General features: G+C 71.5%; 12 protein-coding genes and 2 pseudogenes. 7 read left to right on the plus strand and 7 right to left on the minus strand.

The annotated features are described in order from the left end of the window. Positions 1-51 precede the first annotated feature (51 nt). Positions 52-627: a TetR/AcrR family transcriptional regulator gene (locus tag OG505_RS23905; RefSeq protein WP_405427732.1), complete on the plus strand. Its 576-nt coding sequence runs from the start codon at positions 52-54 to the stop codon at positions 625-627. Positions 628-1,090: 463 nt separating this feature from the next. Here OG505_RS23905 and OG505_RS23910 read toward each other — a convergent pair whose 3' ends face one another. From OG505_RS23910 to OG505_RS23935, 6 genes and pseudogenes are all read right to left on the minus strand, one after another. Continuing rightward, positions 1,091-2,080, minus strand: coding sequence for a hypothetical protein (locus OG505_RS23910; protein WP_405427734.1), 990 nt, complete (start codon positions 2,078-2,080; stop codon positions 1,091-1,093). A 153-nt stretch (positions 2,081-2,233) separates the two neighbouring features. Further along, positions 2,234-3,199 (minus strand): NAD(P)-dependent alcohol dehydrogenase, encoded by a 966-nt coding sequence (locus tag OG505_RS23915; RefSeq protein WP_405427736.1) that lies wholly within the window; start codon positions 3,197-3,199, stop codon positions 2,234-2,236. Beyond that, positions 3,196-3,360, minus strand: coding sequence for a helix-turn-helix transcriptional regulator (locus OG505_RS23920; protein WP_405434666.1), 165 nt, complete (start codon positions 3,358-3,360; stop codon positions 3,196-3,198). The genes OG505_RS23915 and OG505_RS23920 overlap by 4 nt, the downstream gene beginning before the upstream one ends. Before the next feature lie 53 nt (positions 3,361-3,413). Continuing rightward, positions 3,414-3,842, minus strand: a complete 429-nt coding sequence (locus OG505_RS23925) for a hypothetical protein (protein ID WP_405427738.1) — start codon at positions 3,840-3,842, stop codon at positions 3,414-3,416. Positions 3,843-3,934: 92 nt separating this feature from the next. Continuing rightward, positions 3,935-4,420 (minus strand): annotated as a pseudogene (locus OG505_RS23930) (ABC transporter ATP-binding protein); the annotation flags it as partial. A gap of 193 nt (positions 4,421-4,613) precedes the next feature. After that, the gene (locus tag OG505_RS23935; RefSeq protein WP_405427740.1) at positions 4,614-4,802 is read right to left on the minus strand and encodes a hypothetical protein; all 189 of its coding nucleotides are present in this window, start codon (positions 4,800-4,802) and stop codon (positions 4,614-4,616) included. A 166-nt stretch (positions 4,803-4,968) separates the two neighbouring features. Here OG505_RS23935 and OG505_RS23940 point away from each other — a divergent pair, with 166 nt between their 5' ends. The 6 genes and pseudogenes from OG505_RS23940 to OG505_RS23965 all read left to right on the plus strand — a co-directional run bounded on the left by OG505_RS23940 (position 4,969) and on the right by OG505_RS23965 (position 15,636). Then, positions 4,969-6,537: a TIGR02677 family protein gene (locus OG505_RS23940; RefSeq protein ID WP_405427742.1), complete on the plus strand. Its 1,569-nt coding sequence runs from the start codon at positions 4,969-4,971 to the stop codon at positions 6,535-6,537. Next, positions 6,534-7,925 carry a TIGR02678 family protein gene (locus OG505_RS23945; RefSeq protein WP_405427744.1) on the plus strand — a complete coding sequence of 464 codons (1,392 nt, stop codon included), beginning with the start codon at positions 6,534-6,536 and terminating at the stop codon, positions 7,923-7,925. Before OG505_RS23940 ends, OG505_RS23945 begins: the two co-directional genes overlap by 4 nt. Positions 7,926-7,942: 17 nt before the next feature. Continuing rightward, positions 7,943-12,076: a TIGR02680 family protein gene (locus tag OG505_RS23950; RefSeq protein ID WP_405427746.1), complete on the plus strand. Its 4,134-nt coding sequence runs from the start codon at positions 7,943-7,945 to the stop codon at positions 12,074-12,076. Beyond that, positions 12,073-13,362 (plus strand): TIGR02679 family protein, encoded by a 1,290-nt coding sequence (locus OG505_RS23955; protein WP_405427748.1) that lies wholly within the window; start codon positions 12,073-12,075, stop codon positions 13,360-13,362. The genes OG505_RS23950 and OG505_RS23955 overlap by 4 nt, the downstream gene beginning before the upstream one ends. A 157-nt stretch (positions 13,363-13,519) precedes the next feature. Next, positions 13,520-13,791 (plus strand): annotated as a pseudogene (locus OG505_RS23960) (hypothetical protein); the annotation flags it as partial. 576 nt (positions 13,792-14,367) lie between these two features. Beyond that, the gene (locus tag OG505_RS23965) at positions 14,368-15,636 is read left to right on the plus strand and encodes a hypothetical protein (RefSeq protein WP_405427750.1); all 1,269 of its coding nucleotides are present in this window, start codon (positions 14,368-14,370) and stop codon (positions 15,634-15,636) included. Here OG505_RS23965 and OG505_RS23970 read toward each other — a convergent pair. Continuing rightward, positions 15,615-16,382, minus strand: a complete 768-nt coding sequence (locus tag OG505_RS23970; protein WP_405427752.1) for an ABC transporter permease — start codon at positions 16,380-16,382, stop codon at positions 15,615-15,617. The genes OG505_RS23965 and OG505_RS23970 overlap by 22 nt on opposite strands. Positions 16,383-16,413 lie beyond the last annotated feature (31 nt).

Here is a 16,413-nt window from a genome sequence, read left to right on the forward strand (position 1 = left end):
CCATACTGGGCTAGTGATCACTAACCTGTCAACCAGTGAGACGAGGGCGACATGAGCACCCGGGAACGGATCCTCGACGCGGCCGAGCAGATCCTGCGGACACGCGGAGTTGCGCTGGCCACGACAAAGGAGATCGCGCAGGCGTCGAAGGTCTCGGAGCCCACGCTCTACAAGTACTTCGACGACAAGGAGCAGCTGCTGCTCGCCGTCCTCAAGGAGAGGCTGCCCGGCCTGTCCCGGATCTCGGTCCGGCCAGGCACCGGCGACGTCGAGGACAACCTCGCCGAACTCGCGCACGCGGTCTTGGACTTCTACCAGCAATCGATTCCCATGCTGGGCGCGCTCCTCGCCGACCCGCAGCGCATGACAGCACACCGGGTGGCGATGAACCGGCACGGCGGTGGCCCTGACAAGGCGGTCGCCATCTTCGCCAACTACCTGCGGGCCGAGCAGGCCATCGAACGCATCAACCCCGACGCAGACCCGGACGCAACCGCGTCCTTACTGATCGGCGCATGCTTCCATGAGGCGTTCCTGCGCTACTACTCCCAAGGACCGGCCGCAGCCGCCGCCCCACGCGCATCCGCCGAGGCGTTGGCCCGGGCCGCTGTCCGCCCACTGCTGTAACCCCACCGCTGTAGACACCACGTTGCTGCCGTCTGCCTTTTCGTGGCAAGCGACCGTCACAACAGGCTTACGCGGCATCCGCGTCTGCCGCTGACATGGCGCGCCAGTCGTCCCGACACCGTCACTGTCGGCGCAGGTCGTCCCCGCAACCGGTCGGCACACCCGGGTGACCTGACCGACGTCGTCGTAGGAGTAGATCGCCCGGGACGTGCTCCCACCCCGGGTGGTGGTCACCGTATCCGGCGCGCCCGCCAGGTTCCGCGTGACGTCCTGACTGACCAGCGTCGTACTGCCAGACGTGTGCGCCACCCGGGTCAGCGAGCTGGCCCGGTCATAGGTGTAGGCGCTGGACGGGCCGCCCTGGCGGGTGACGCTCGTCCGGTTACCCGCCACGTCGTAGCTGTAGCTGACCTGCCAACTCGTGGCGCCGCTGGTGAGCTTCGTGCCACTCATCCGGTGGTCGTCACGCCAGGTGTAGTTCTGCACCCGCCCGTCCGGCAGGGTACGCCGCTTCAGCTGGCCGTTCTTGTTCCAGCCGTACCCGAAGGTCTTGCCACCGCAGACGATGCTGTTCACCCGCCCGGCGGTGTCGTAGCCGTAGGTCGCGGTGCTGGTCCCGTTGCTCGCCGTCTTGATCTGCCCGGCACCGTCGTAGGTGTAGCTGAGGTCCGGGGTGGTGTCGCTGTAGTCCACCTTCGTCGTGCGACCCGTCCGGTCGTACGCGTACGTGATGGAGCCAGCGGGGAGGGTCATCGTGTCGACCAACCCGTCCCAGGTGTAGGTGTATCCGGTGACCCGGCCGGTGGGGGGTTTTGACGGCGGTGACCCGGCCGGACTTGTCGTAGTCGTAGTCGTAGATCTTGCCCAGCGGCGTGGTCACCGTCTCCAGGTTGCCGGCCAGATCGTAGCCGAACGAGGTGGCCGGACGGTTCGGCGCGCTTACATTCTGGACTCGACCGAGTTTGTCGTACTCGTAGGCGGTGGGACGGTTGTTCGCGTCGAAGACCTTGGTGGGCCGGTTGCTCGCGTCGTACTCGGTCACCGTGGACCGGCCCAACGGGTCGATGATCTTAGTGCGGTTGCCGGCCGCGTCGTACTGGAAGGAGGTGGCGAATTCGGCAGCCGTGGCCCCGACGACGTTGCCACGCGGATCGGTCATCGATTCGAGGCGACCGTCGTTGTCGTACTTCCAGGTGGTGGTGTGGCCAAGCGGGTTCACCTCGTGGGTACGCAGGCCGTCCGGGTCGTGGTCATAGCTGGTGGTCTTGGTGAGCGCGTCGATGGTCGCGTCGAGCCGCCCGGTGTCGTCGTACTGCCAGGAGGTGACGGCGCCGCTCGGGTCGGTCACCGACGTCTGGTTGCCGGCCTTGTCGTAGCCGTACTTGGTGATCCGCTGCAACGGGTCGATCACCTGTGTCGGCCGGTTGGCGTCGTCGTACCTGGTCTCCGTCACGGCGCCGGACGGGTCGGTGACCGACGTCGGATACCCTTCGTTGTCGTATCCGTAGTTGGTCGTGTCGGTCGCCGGATCTCCGCCCGTGGCGTTGCCGCGCGGCCCGACGACGTGATGCAGCCGGCCGCCGCAGTGACACTTACAGATCCTTGGTCAGATGGTGACGACCACCTTGCCGGTCGCGTGCCCGCCCTCGACGTGCCGAATGGCGTCGGGCACTTCGGTCAGCGAGAAGGTCCGGTCGACCACCGGCCGGACCTGCCCGGCCTCGATGAACTCCGTCAACGCCACCAGATTCGCCGTGCTCTCCTTGGCCACCAGCGGCACCAGCCGCTGACCGACGAGGGGTGACAGCGCCAACGCCCGCAGCTGCCGGTCGAAGCCCTGCAACCACTTCCCGTCGCTCGCCTCCCCGCCGACCAGGACGAGCGTCCCCTTCGGCGTGAGCACCCGGCGCAGCCGGGACAGCGGCCGGTTGCCGGCGGTGTCGACGACGACGTCGTACCGCTGGTCGGGGAGGTCGGCGCGGGTGTAGTCGACGACGTCGTCCGCGCCGAGGGAGCGGACCAGGTCGAGCTTGCCGGGCCCGCAGACGCCGGTGACGAGCGCGCCGGCCGCGCGGGCGAGCTGGACGGCGTATGAGCCGACGCCGCCACCGGCGCCGATGACGAGGACCCGCTGGCCGGGGCGCACCCGGGCGGCGTCGCGGACGGCGGTGAGGGCGGTCTGCCCGGAGACGGGGACGGCCGCGGCCTCGGCGTAGGTGAGGTTGGCGGGTTTCGGGGCGAGCCGGTCGGCGGGAGCGAGGGCGTACCCGGCGAAGCTGCCGGCGCCGGTGCCGTAGACCGCGTCGCCGGGAGTGAACCCGGTGACGCCGGGCCCGACGGCGCTGACCACGCCGGCCAGGTCCAGGCCGGGGACCCGGTTGCGGGGGCGGAGCAGCCCGTAGCCGAGGCGTACCGCGTAGGGCAGGCCGGTCATCAGGTGCCAGACGCCGGGGTCGACGCCGGCGGCGCGGACCTGCACGAGCACCTGGCCGTCGCCGGCGGTGGGCATGTCGACGTCGGCGAGGCGGAGCAGGTCGGCCGGCCCGTATCGGTCCTGGACGATGGCTTTCACGATTCCTCCTGCGGGTACTGGAACACGTCGGTGAGGGGTACGCCGAAGACGGCGGCGATCTGGAAGGCCATCTCCAGCGAGGGCGAGTAGCGGCCCTGCTCGATGGCGATGACGGTCTGTCGGGTGACGCCGACCCGGCGGGCCAGTTCGGCCTGGGTCATCTCGTCGTGGGCGAAGCGCAGCGCCCGGATGGCGTTGGTGATCCGGGTCGGCTTCACCACGACTGGAATCCCCGCCGGTAGGCGACGATCTTCGCGACCGAGCCGACTACCGCCGACAGCGTGAAGCACAGGTAGATGACGTTGGCGATCCAGAACTGGTCCCAGTCCGCGAGGGCCATCGCCAGGGCGGCGACGCCGCCGACGATCACGAAGGACTGGCCGATGTGGTCGCCGAGTCGGTGGATCTCCCGGTCCCGCTGATCCTTCTCGTTGGCGCCCTCGGGCGAGACGATCGAGACGACGATGTTCAGGACGATCGACACCACGATCGCCGCGGCCACCGTGGTCAGCAGCGGGCCCGCGTAGGGGACGTCCGCGAGCGGGTCGCCGTCCGCGCGGCCGAGGACCACCAGCACGTACGCGCCATAGGCGGCGACCGACACCAGCGCCATGATCCATGCGCGCTTCTCTTCGAAGGCCACCAAACCTCCCCGGGTAAAGAATCTTTGACATCATCAGTGTCAAGGAGAGCAGACGCGATGTCAAGGATTCTTTACTTCCTTGAGAACGTCGGACCGGTGGTCGGCTCGTCCAGGAAGAGCAGGCCCGGGTTGCCGACGATGCCGACCGCGACGTCGATGCGGCGGCGCTGACCGCCGGAGAGCGTACTGACCCGCGCCTTCGTCTTCTCGGTCAGCCCGACCCGCGCGATCACCTCGTCGAGGTCGCGCGGTTGGGGGTAGTACCTGGCGAAGTGATGAACGGTCTCCCGTACGGTGAGCTCGCTCAGATTGGATGCGTCCTGCAGGACGATCCCGATGCGGTAGCGCCAGCGGCGACCCGCCCGCTGCGGGTCCTCACCGAGCACCGTGACCTCTCCACCGTCGCGGTCGCGATACCCCTCGAGGATCTCGACGGCGGTGGTCTTGCCCGCGCCATTGGGCCCGAGCAGGGCGAAGATGTGCCCCTTCGGGATGTCGAGGTCGACGCCGTCCACCGCATGGTTGTCGCCGTACCGCTTCGTCAGGCCGCGGACGCGTACAGCCGGTTCTTCATTCATGCCCTACATGGTCGCCACCCCGGACCTCCAGCGGGACGACCGGCGGATTGACAGGCGGTGTCCACCGTTCGGTGGACACCCACGTGGTGACGCCGAGCCGAGGTGGTGATGGCACGCCACGACCGTCTCCACCGGCCGCGGCCACCGTCGGGACGTACCCCCGACGGTGGCCACTCGACCGCGGGCGGTGCCGCTATCCCTTGATCGCCGCGTCCAACGCCTTCGCCAGGTCGTCATGCCCGGCGAGGTTGGGGCGCGGGTAGTAGATCTCCCGGGACGTGCTCCCGCCCCGGGCGGTGGTCACCGCGTCCGGCGCGCCAGCATCACCACCCGGCACGCGCAGCCAAACTCGCCACGCTGCTGCCACAAGCTCTCGAGGCACCGCACTGACGGTAGGGTCGGGTGGGCTGGGCAGGCGATGAGGGACACCGGCCAGGACCAGGGCGTCGCGACCAGCAGGGTGTCGCCGGCGCCCCGCGCCTGACCGCCCTTCCGGTCTGCCTAGGTATTAGGGTGGGTGGCTGTTCGGGTCGTATGGAAGGAAGACGATGACCGCGCAACCATCTCGGCCTTCGTTCGGCTTGGACGACTTCGGGCTGGACGACCGGATGCGACTGTTCGGTTACGTCACGGCGGAGAACCGGTTCGCCTACCTGTGGCTGCTGCGGGCCTTCGACTCGGCACGGTCCAGCTACCACGTCGTGCTGCACACCTCTGACGTGGCCGCGGCGCTGGCAGCGTTGCACGAGGCGAACGCCGACTGCCCGGATCCGGCGCAGATGGAGCTGCCGCGGCTGCTCGACGCCCTGGTGGACTGGGGGGTGCTCGACCGGGGGCAGGACGGTTCCCGGGCCACGACGTTGGCGGAGTACCGCAACCGGCACTCGGTTTACCAGTTCACCGAGGCCGGATACCGCGCTCACCGGGCGGTGGAGGCGGTGTTGTCGGCGAGCATGGACGACTCGACACTGTCCCGGCTGGTCTTCGCCGACCTTTTGGCGGACCTGAACGCGCTGGCGGCGGCCAACGAGGCCGGGGACGCGGAGGAGGTCTACCGCAAGTTCAACCGGCTGGACCGGGCGTTGGCCGACATCGCCGAGCGGGCCGCCCGCTTCTATCACATGCTGGGCGATCTGGGACGGACCAACGACGTGCGGCCGGAGGCGTTCCTCGCCCACAAGGACGCGCTGCTGGCTCACCTGCGGGACTTCCACGACGAGCTGCAGCGGTACACCCCTCGGCTACGCGCGGCGGTGCACGAGGTGGAGGCGACGGGGCTGGACCGGCTGATTGAGGCGGCCGCCGAGGCCGACGAGCGACTGTTCCACACCCCGGTGCAGCGGCTGGAGGACTGGCGGCGGCGCTGGGCGGGGCTGCGGTCCTGGTTGGCGCCGCCAGGACCGGAGCAGCTCAGCGAGGCGGACCGGTTGTCGGACGCCACCATCGCCGCGATCGGTGACGTCCTGGCCCTGCTGCGCCGGGTCACCGAGGCACGCCGTGGCGGGGTGAGCCGGGAGTCGCAACTGCGGCACCTGGCCGCGTGGTTCACCCACACCGGCACCCAGGAGGCAGCGCACGCCCTGTTCGACGTGGTGTTCGGTCTCGGCGCTCCCCGCCACGTCGGGGTGGCGCACCCGGATCCGGAGGCGATCGCGAGCCGGCTGTCGTGGTGGGAGGCACCGGCGGTGGAGCTGTCCCGCACCCTCGTGGCCTCGGGTCGGGCGCCCGGGCAGGGTCGGGGACGGCCTGCTCGGCTGGACCGGGTCGACGACCGCCGGCACCGGCTGCGCGGTGACCAGCTCGCTCGGGAGCGCCGGTTGGCCGACGCGGCGAGGGCGCTGGCTGCCGAGGGGGGCACTGACGGCCGGTTGGACACCTCGCAGACCCAGGTCCTGCTGCGACTGCTCGACATCGCATTGGCCGCACGGGTCGGTGGCGCGGCAGCGGTGCCGCTGGCGGCCGCCGCGCACGGCGTCCGACTGACCCTCACCCCCAAGCCGGGGCGGTTCACCACGGTGAGCACCGCCGAGGGCCGGCTGCATCTGGACGGGTACGCGCTGACGGTCACCGCCGCGCAGCACACCGCGGTCCGCCGTCCCGAGCTGGTGCCGGCGTGACCGCGGAACCGGGCGCACTCCGGGCGGCGGTCCACCGGTTCGCCGTCGATGTCCCGGAGTTGGAGCTGGCGGACTACCAGCGGGCGATCCGGCTGATCCTGCGCCACCCGCTGATCACGGCGACCTGGCCCGACGAGCGGGCACTGCCCCGGGTGCGGCGGTTCGCCGCCACCCTGCGCCGGGACCTCGCCGAGGCGTTCGGGTACCGGCTGGAGCTGCACGGTTCGACGGCCCGGCTGGTGCGGGTGAAGGACCAGCTCGACGGCACCCAGCCGGCGGCGTCCCGCACCGGACGGCCGTTCGACCGGCAGCGCTACGCGTACCTGGCGCTGTGCCTGGCGGTGCTGGGTCGGGCCGGGATCCAGATCACCCTCAGCGAGTTGGCCGACTCGGTGGCCGGTGACGCGAACCGGATAACCGGCCTGGGGCTGGATCCGGACCACGGCCCGGATCGGCGGGCGTTCGTGGACGCGGTCGGCTGGCTGGAAGAGCGTGGCGTGCTCCGGCTGGCCGACGGCTCCAGCGCCGCCTGGGCCAGCGACCCCGGGGCCGGTGAGGCGTTGTACGACGTCGCGCGGGACGTGGTGTTCGCGTTGTTCCGGCCGACCCGGGTGGTGCAGCACGTCGAGTCGGTGTCGGCGCTGCTCGACCGGGCGATGACCAGCAGCGGCAACGCCGAGCGCCGGCAGGCGGCACAGGCGGCCCGGCGGGCGGTGGTGGAGTCGCCGGTCGTCTACCACGCCGACGTCGAGCCTGCGGTCGCCAACCATCTGCGCGGTTCGGCGCTCGCCGCCGACCTGGCCCGGTTGACCGGCTTGCGGGTCGAGCGGCAGGCCGAGGGGGTGCTGCTGGTGGACACCGCCGGGTTCACCGGGGAACGGTTCCCGGGCACCGGTTCGGTGGCGCAGGCCGCGGTGCTGCTCGCGGTGGAGATGGCCGACCGCGTGGTGGACCCGGACGGCCGCCGGGTCAAGCGGCTCGCCCCGCCGGACGGGCACGGGCGGCAGCAGGCGCTGGTGGGTCAGATCGACGTCGGCCTGCCCACGGCCACCCTGGTACGCCTCGGCGACTCCGACCCGACCGAGCCGTGGACCACCGGCGACGAGGGCGGCACCGACGAGACCGACGGCGCCGGCCGGTTGCCGTTCGTCACCGACAGCTTCCTGCGTACCGCCGTCAGCGAGATCCTGCAGCGGTACAGGACCGCGTTCGGGGCACAGTGGCACGCCGACCCGGACCGGCTGCGCGACGAGGCGGTGGCGTTGCTGGAACGGTTCGGCGCGGTCACCGTCGTGCCTGGCGGGGTGCTCGTCCGACCGCTGGTCGGTCGCTACCGCCACACCGTCGCCGCGGTCAAGCCCCGCGCGACGACCGAAACCCTCTTCTGACCCTCGGGAAGTTGATCGTGATCGAGCAACGTGCCGTCCGCCGGTTCGCCCCCACCCGGGCCGGGATCATCAACCTGTGGGACTACCGGGACGAGGAGTTCTGCTTTGTCGACGGGTGGCTGGTGCTGCGCGGGCCGAACGGCTCCGGCAAGACCAAGGCGCTGGAGGTGCTGTTCCCGTTCGTTCTCGACGGGCGGATCGAGCCTCGCCGGCTCAACCCGTTCGCCAGCGAGGACCGGACGATGAAGTCGAACCTGCTCTACCGAGGGCAGGAGGTCACCCACGCGTACGTGTGGATGGAGTTCGGCGACGGCGAGCAGTACGTGACGGTCGGCATCGGGTTGCGGGCGCACCGGCACGTCGACCGGGTGACCCGTTGGCACTTCGTGGTCGACGGCCGGGTGGGGGTGCACTTCTCCCTGCTGGACGCCGACGACCGGCCGCTGAACCGCCGCGACCTGATCGACCGGTTGGGGGCCGACGCGGTGCGGGACTCGGCGGAGGACTACCGGCATCTCCTCGACGCCCGGCTGTTCGGCCTCGGTCCGGCCCGCTACGAGCAGCTACTGGACCTGGTGCTGACCCTGCGCAAGCCGCAGCTGGCCAAGGACCTCAACCCGGTCGAGTTGTCCCGCACCCTGCAGCGCGGGCTGCGTCCGGTCGAGGACCACCTGCTGGTGGAGGCCGCCCGTTCGTTCGACGACATGGAGGCGGTCGCCCGTACCCTCGAAGGGCTGGTGGCCGCGGACGGTGCCACCGCAGGTTTCCTGGCGGTCTACTCGACCTACCTGCGCACGCACGCCCGGGCGGCCGCCGACGCCCTGACCGCCCGCCGCGACGCGGTCGCCACCCGGTCGGCCGCACTGGCCGACGCGCGCCACGCGGCCGTCGCGGCGACCGAGGCCGAGTCGACGGCCGGCACCCGCCTGCGGGCCGTCGAGGGCGAGCCCGGACGGCTGCGCGCCCACCTGGACAGCCTGAGGGCCTCGGCGGCGTACCAGTCCCACGAGCAGCTCGCCGACCTGGAACGGCACGTGCACGACCTGGTCGAGGCGGCCGAGCGGGCCGGCAGGACCGTTGCCGCCGAGGAGACGGCGGCGGCCCGGCGCCGTACCGAATGGGAACGGGCGATGGTGGCGACCCGGGACGCGCGGGCGGCGGCCGACCGGCTCGCCGCCGAACTCCTGCTCGACGCCGAGACGGCCGGAATCACCTGGAGCGCCGACGACGCCACCCCGGACGACCTCGCGGCCCGGATCACCGCCCGGGCCGCTGCGCGCCGCGACGACGTGCGCGCCGTCCGCACGCAGGTGGCGCGGCACGACCAAGCCGAACGCGACCACTCCCGGGCCGCCACCGACGCGGCCGGGGCCACGGCCGCCGCAGCCGATGCCGAGCAGGCCGAGCGGAACGCCGAGGACACCGTCGCGCAGGCCCGCACGCGGCTGCGCGCCCAGCTCGGGCAGTGGGCGCAGGACAACGCCGAGCTGCTGGCCGACGTCGCGCGTCCAGAGCTGGCCGGTGCCCTGGCCGCCGCCGTGGACACCAGCGGTGAGCCGGGCGCGCAGACCCTGCGGGAGGTGTACGCGGAAGCCACCGCCGCCGCGGTGACCGAGCGGCGAGACCGGCTCGCGGCGTTGGCGGCGCACCGCGCGGTGCTGGCCGACCGACGCGCCGAGGTCGACACCGAACGGGACCGGATCGCCGCCGAGCACGACGACGCACCGCCCGTCCCGGTGACCCGGCCGGCGACCCGCACCGGCCGACCCGGCGCACCGCTGTGGCGACTGGTCCGTTTCGCCAACGGGGTGAGCGGCGCGGACGCGGCGGCCATCGAGGCTGCGCTGCACGCCGCCGGGCTGCTGGACGCCTGGCTGCACCCGAGCCCCGAGACTGCGGCGACCGCGCTGGCCGGCGACGACCTGGACGGCTACCTGCTGCCGCTCCCGCCGCACCGGCGGCCGACCGGCGCCACCCTTGCCGACGTGCTGATCCCCGAGGAGCAGGCGGACGTGCCCGCCGCGCGGATCAGCGAGGTGCTCACTTCGGTGGCACTGGCCGACTCCGCATCCATAGAGGCGGGCGCCGCGCCGGTGACGGTCGGGGTCGACGGCCGCTACGCCCAGGGCGTCGGCCTCGGGCGATTCGCCAAGACCTCCTGCGAGTACATCGGCGCGACCGCTCGAGCGGCCCGCCGCGCCGCCCGGGTCGCCGAGTGCGACCGGCAGCTGGCGACCATCGACGGCGACCTCGGCGCGGTAGACCGCGACCGCGCGTCCGTCGAGGCGCTGCTGGCGGCGGTGGACGCGGCCGCCGCGCAGCTGCCGGCACCCGCGCCGGTCCACGCGGCGCTGCGGGAGCTGGACCGGGCGGCCGCCACGCTGCGCGCCCGGCAGGAGGCCAGCGCGGCCGCCGCCGCCCGGCTCGACCAGGCCCTGGCCGAGCGGGCCGCCGCTACGGCTGCCCTGCGCCGGACGACGGCGGAGCGGTCGCTGCCGGTGGACCGTGTCGATGACACCGCCGAGGCAGTGGACCGCTTCGAGAAGCGGGGCGTACGGCTGGAGAGCGCGCGGCCGGCCGCCACACGCGCCGCCGAGCAGGAGGACCAGGCGCGGCAGCGGCACGACGAGGCGGTCGACCGGTTCACCGCCGCGCAGGACACCGCACGTACCGCCCATTCCCGTCACCGGGACAAAGCCGAGGCGTACCGGACGCTGCGCGACAGCGTGGGCGCCGACGCGGAACGGGTACTGGCCGACGTGGCCCGCACCGCCGACCAGATCACCGAGGCGGAGCAGGCCGTCGAGCAGGCCCGCACCCAACTCGGTGCTGCCCGGGAACGGCGGGCCGCCGGCCTGACCCGGGTGGAGCTGGGCGAGCAGGCCGTGACCGCCGCCGCTGCGGAGGCGCAGCACGACGCCCAACGACTGCGCCCGTACGCCCAGCCGGACCTGCTGGGCCTGCTGCGCTGCCCGACCGACCTGCGCTGGCCGACGCAGACCCCGGGTGACGAGCTGCATCCGCAGGTGGCAGCCCTGCACGAGGCGATTCTCGCCGCCACCCGGGAGTTGAGCCCCACCGAGACGTCACTCAAGCAGAGCGCCACCCGGCTGACCACCGCGCTGACCGAGTTGCAGGCACAACTGCCGGCAGCCGGCCTCGACCACCGGCCCGAATGGGACACCGACGACGGGGTGATCGTGGTCCGGGTCGCCGACGAGCAGGGCCTGACCCCGGTCGCTCACTTCGCGGACCGGATCGCCCGCGAGCGCCGCGACCAGGAGCAACTGCTGACCGACTCCGAGCAGCGGGTACTGGAGGACGCTCTGCTCGGGCAGCTCGCCCGGCAGATCCATCATCGGACCATCGAGGCCCGCGACCTGGTGGCGGCGATGGACAGCCAGATGCGGGCCCGCCGGATGTCCTCTGGGCTCACCGTCGGCGTCGGCTGGCGGCTCGCCGATGACCTCGACGCCGAGCAACGCGACGTGTGCAAGCTGCTCGAACGCGATCCGGCCCGGCTCGGGCCGGCCCAGCTCACCGCGATGCGCCGGCACTTCGCCGCCCGGATCAAGACGGCGCGGGCGGCAGCGCCCGAGCGGCCGTACCGGGAGCTGCTCGGCGACGTCCTGGACTACCGGCAGTGGCGAACGTTCGCGTTCACCCTGCACCGACCCGGTGGCGGCACGGAGGCGCTGACCCGGGCCCGGCACAGCCAGCTCTCCGGCGGCGAACAGTCGGTCTCCCTGCACCTGCCGCTCTTCGCCGCCGCCAACGCGCTGTTCGGTTCGGCGCGGCCGGACGCACCCCGGCTACTCGGCCTCGACGAGGCGTTCGCCGGGGTGGACGACACCGGCCGAGGTGAACTGATGGCCCTGGCGAAACAGTTCGACCTGGACCTGTTCATGACCGGCTACGACCTGTGGGCCACCCACCCGGCGGTCAGCGGCGCCGCCCACTACGACCTGTCCCACTCCGCCGTGGAACACGCGGTGTCCACCGTGCTGCTGGTCTGGGACGGCTCGACCAACGTCGCCGACTTCGACGGAACGCTGGCTCGCGCACTCGGCTCCCCGGAAACCCGCCGCACCCCGGACGATCGCGGAGAATTCGAGCGCGCCGGTGTCCTCGTCGACCTCGCCGACGAATGACCGGCGGGCCCGACGACCGGCCGTCAGACCGGCTCGATGGACAGTCGCTGACCGAGCAGCCAGAGCGGCCTGGCGATCACGGCGGATCGACGAACCTGGTCGAGCAGCCGGGCTGGCGGCGGTTGCTGACGGCCGCACGGCGCAGCCTGGAACGCACCGGCGGTCGGCTCGACTCCACCGTGACGCTGGCCGCCCCCACCGACGACGAACGCTTCGTGATCATCGGCATCACCGGCACCCACCGTTCCGCCACAGCGTCCCGACTCAGCGTCCGCCTCACCGAGGTGGACGAGCACCTGCGGGCGGCACATGGAGTCAGCCTCGGCGACGTGCTCACCGCGACGGCCCCGCTGCGCAACCGGCCGGCCGACCTGAAACGCGAGGCGGTGGCCCGCGACGCCGTCCTCGCCCTGGCCAATGACAGCCGGCACGCCAGCACCGCCTGGTACGCCGAATGGCTCGACGGCCTGCGCCGCGACGGCAGCCTGACCCGCGTCGTCCGCACCGGACTGCCGTTCGAGGACGTCGTCCGCGTCCTGGATGCGCTGCCCGCGGCCGACGAACCGATGCCGGTCTTCGCCGACCGGTTGCTGGACGACACGAAGGCCCTCACCGAAGGGCCGCTGCGCGGGCTCGTCCTCCGTGCCGTCGCCACGTGGCAACAGACGGCGCTACCGGTCGACGGCGAGCAGGAACGGGCGTTGTGGGAATCGGTCGGGCTGGTCCCGGACGACCTCGCCAGCCAGGTACTGGTGCTCAACGTGCCGGCCACCGGCGGCCTGGTCGGGCAGTGGCTGACCGAGGCCGCCGGGGCGGGCGTGCCAATGCGGGTGACCCTGCACCAACTGCGCCTGGCACCGCTGGCCGTGACCTGTGACGAGGTCTACGTTTGCGAGAACCCCGCCGTGCTACGCGCGGCCACCGCCGCGCTCGGGGCGCAGGTCCCGCCGCTGATCTGCACCGAAGGGGTGCCGTCGGTTGCCGTCCACACGCTACTGCGCGCCGCTTCCGGGGCGGTGATCAGGTGGCGTAACGACTTCGACTGGACCGGCATACGACTGACGGCGGCGGCGCTCCATCGGTACCCGAATGCGGTTCCGTGGCGGATGACAGCCGCCGACTACCTGCCTGCGGCGGGCACCGGCACGGCACTGCTCGGAACGCCCACCGGGACGCCCTGGGACGAGTCGCTGGGCGAGTCGATGCGGCGGACCGGCCGAGCCGTCATGGAGGAACGCCTGCTCGACCGGCTCATCGCCGACCTGTGCACGGCCGGAGCCAGGTGACGGACCGGCGATGGCGACGACGGTCTGTCGTCGGTTCCAGGTGGCGTGGGAGACGAGCGGCGATCTTCCCGGGCGACGGCCGCAAGTCGGGCACAAGGAGCCCGCATACCGAACACGGATCTGCCGCGAATCGAAAGCAAACACCCTCGCAGATCGAAACCTGTCCCGCTACCGCGACCAGAGCAGGTACGAAGTCGACGCGGTGCTCGAGAACAGATCCGGCCAGGTCGTCGGGATCGAGATCAAAGCAGCCACCACCGTGGGACCCGACGACTTCCGCGGGCTACGCCGACTCGCCGACCGCCTCGCGACGACTTCATCGCCGGCATCGTCCTCTACACCAGAACCTCCACGTTGCCGTTCGGCGGCAGACTCCGCGCCATTCCAGTCAGTGCTCTGTGGCAGATTCCCGCTCCACCAGCAGACTGACTTCGCGCTGGTGAGGGCGGCCCACCGATGCGAACGACCCCAAACTGCTGATCTTTAGCAAGCGGACAGGAAGCACGTGCCGTCGTCGTTGACGACGCACAGGCTGCCCACTAGGCATCACCCTTCTCGCTCGTGCTGGTCAGGGGCGTGGACCCGCCGCGGTTCAGTAGCCACAACTTCGGAAAGGGCGATCGGTCGCAAGTCTCCATCCAGTGCTGATACAGCGGTCGTCAGCGAGGGCCGGGGCGTCCTACTCCAAGCTGGCCATGACATCGGCAGCACACACCCAGACAGTCACCCGACCCTCCGGGTCCACCCAGTAAACGACGTAGTTCGATGTCCGATTGCGGGTTCCGACGGACGCCTGGAGCCCAGGCCGCCGCTGTCCGGAGCGTCGCGCCGGCGACGCCGGGCGATCCACGATCTTGCGCGCCTCGGTAATGGCCATCGGGCGGCGAGGGCGGCATGCGGAGTGGTTCTCGGGGTCCCTGAGGTCGAAGAGCGGTGAGGTCTTCAGCAAGGTTTCAGGGTCGGCGTTCCATGCTCGCGTCAGTGTCCTCGACGAAGGGAAGAGTCGTGTCCGTTGCCACTGACCGGCTGGTAGGTACGCGCGGGTGGTTGACGAAAGTCCCGGCGATCACTGCGACGTTCTGGGTTATCAAGGTGTTGTCGACGACGATCGGGGAGACGTTCGCGGATTATCTGGCCGTGAACGTCGGGCTGGGTCCTGCCGTCACCGACGCGGTCATGATCGTGGCGCTGGTCGGCGCGCTTGTCATCCAGTTCCGGACCCGCAGGTATACGCCGTGGATCTACTGGTTGTGTGTGGTGTTGGTGAGCATCGTCGGTACGCAGTTGACCGACTTGTTCACGGACACGCTGGGCGTGAGCCTGTATGTCAGCACCGCCGTCTTCGCGGTGGTCCTCGCGGTCGTGTTCGCCGTCTGGTATCGGCAGGAACGTACTCTCGCGATCACCTCCATCGACACCCCGCGCCGCGAGGCGTTCTATTGGGGCGCGATCCTCACCACGTTCGCGCTCGGCACCGCCGCTGGCGACCTCGCAACTGAGGCACTCAGCTTGGGATTCCGCAACGGGGTGCTGATTTTCGGCGGCCTGATCGTCGCGACGTGGGTGGCCTACCGGCTGGGCGCCGGGCAGGTGCTGACGTTCTGGATCGCCTACGTGCTCACCCGCCCGCTCGGCGCCTCACTCGGTGACCTGCTGACGCAGGACAAGGATTTCGGCGGTCTGGGGCTGGGCGCGAGCGTGACCAGTCTGCTGTTCTTCGGCACGATTCTGGTTCTCGTCATCCGTGAACAGGTTCTGGTCAGTCGCCATGGTGTGGCGGTGAAGGGCGCGGGGCCGCTGGGCGGCTACCGGCAGGACTACCTGTGGGCCGGGGTGGCCGTGGCTGCTGTCGCGTTGGTCGGGTGGGTGCTGCGGCCGGCTGCGAACACGACGCCGACCGCCGGGCCTGCGCCCATGACGACCGCACAGACCGCCGCCCCGCCCGGCGCCCCAGCGGCCCTCCCGCGGCAGGCTCATCCGATCACGAAGCTGGGCAACCTGGGTAAGTTCGCGGGGATCGTCACCGACGTCAAGGAGAAGGTCGCCGAGAACGACCTGGCGGGCGGCAAGGCCCGGGTGAAGGATCTCGAAGTGGCCTGGGACGACGCCGAGGCGGGGCTCAAGCCGCGCGATTCGGCGAGATGGCACCAACTCGACGACCAGATCGATGCGGTCCTGACGGCCCTGCGGGCGTCGAGTCCGGTGCGGGGCGACTGCGCCTCGGCGGTGGACACCCTGATGACGACCCTCAATCAGTACGACGGTGTCAGCTGACCGCCTCGCGGGCGGAGCCGTCCTCTGGCCATCATCTCGATGGTGAGGACTGTGGCGGTGGCTTCGACGGCGAGGAGGCCGACGAGGACGAACAGTTGGGTGATGCCCGCGGTCAGCGGGCTGGCGCCGCCGAGGAGGACGCCGACGAAGGCGCCGGGAAGGGTGACGAGGCCGACGGTGCGGGTCTGGTCCAGGGCGGGGATGAGTGCCTGGCTCGCGGCGGGGCGGCAGACGAGCAGCGCGGCGTCGCGGGGAAGCAGGCCCAGCGCGAGCGCGGCTTCGACCTCGCCGCGTCGGGCGTGCAGTTCGTCGTTGAAGCGCCGCCCGGCGAGGCTGGTGGCGGTCATGGCGCCACCGGTCAGGATGCCGGCTATCGGGATGATCGCGATGCCGCGTAGGGGCACCAGGCCCGCCAGGAGCAGCGCGGCGACGATGGTCAGGCTGGCGGTGGCGATCGGGACACCCGCCCACCAACCGTACGGCCCACCGGTGATCCGTCGGCCCGAGGTGCCGGCGGCGACCGCGCACATGAGCAGGACGAACGCCGCGGTGGCCCACAGCGAGCCGACGATCGCGGTGATCACCAGTGACACGGCGGCCAGTTGCAGCGCGGCGCGGATGGCGGCGACGGCGATCTGTCGGCCGTGCCCGAGCCGTCCGATCGTCGCCACGGCGGCCGCGGCGGCGGTCAGCAGCGCCAACGCGACGGCGAGTCTTGGCCCGAGCACCAGCATCGTCGAGGTCACCCGGCCAGTGTCGCCTTCAGCGCCGACGGGT

Origin of the sequence: Micromonospora sp. NBC_00617 (assembly GCF_045161355.1) — a bacterium.
Lineage (GTDB): Bacteria > Actinomycetota > Actinomycetes > Mycobacteriales > Micromonosporaceae > Micromonospora.

Excerpts from the sequence above, each read along its gene's own strand:
- OG505_RS23940 (WP_405427742.1), top strand. The coding sequence starts at position 4,969 with ATGACCGCGCAACCATCTCGGCCTTCGTTCGGCTTGGACGACTTCGGG.
- OG505_RS23920 (WP_405434666.1), bottom strand. The coding sequence starts at position 3,360 with ATGACCCAGGCCGAACTGGCCCGCCGGGTCGGCGTCACCCGACAGACC.
- OG505_RS23955 (WP_405427748.1), top strand. The coding sequence starts at position 12,073 with ATGACCGGCGGGCCCGACGACCGGCCGTCAGACCGGCTCGATGGACAG.
- OG505_RS23905 (WP_405427732.1), top strand. The coding sequence starts at position 52 with ATGAGCACCCGGGAACGGATCCTCGACGCGGCCGAGCAGATCCTGCGG.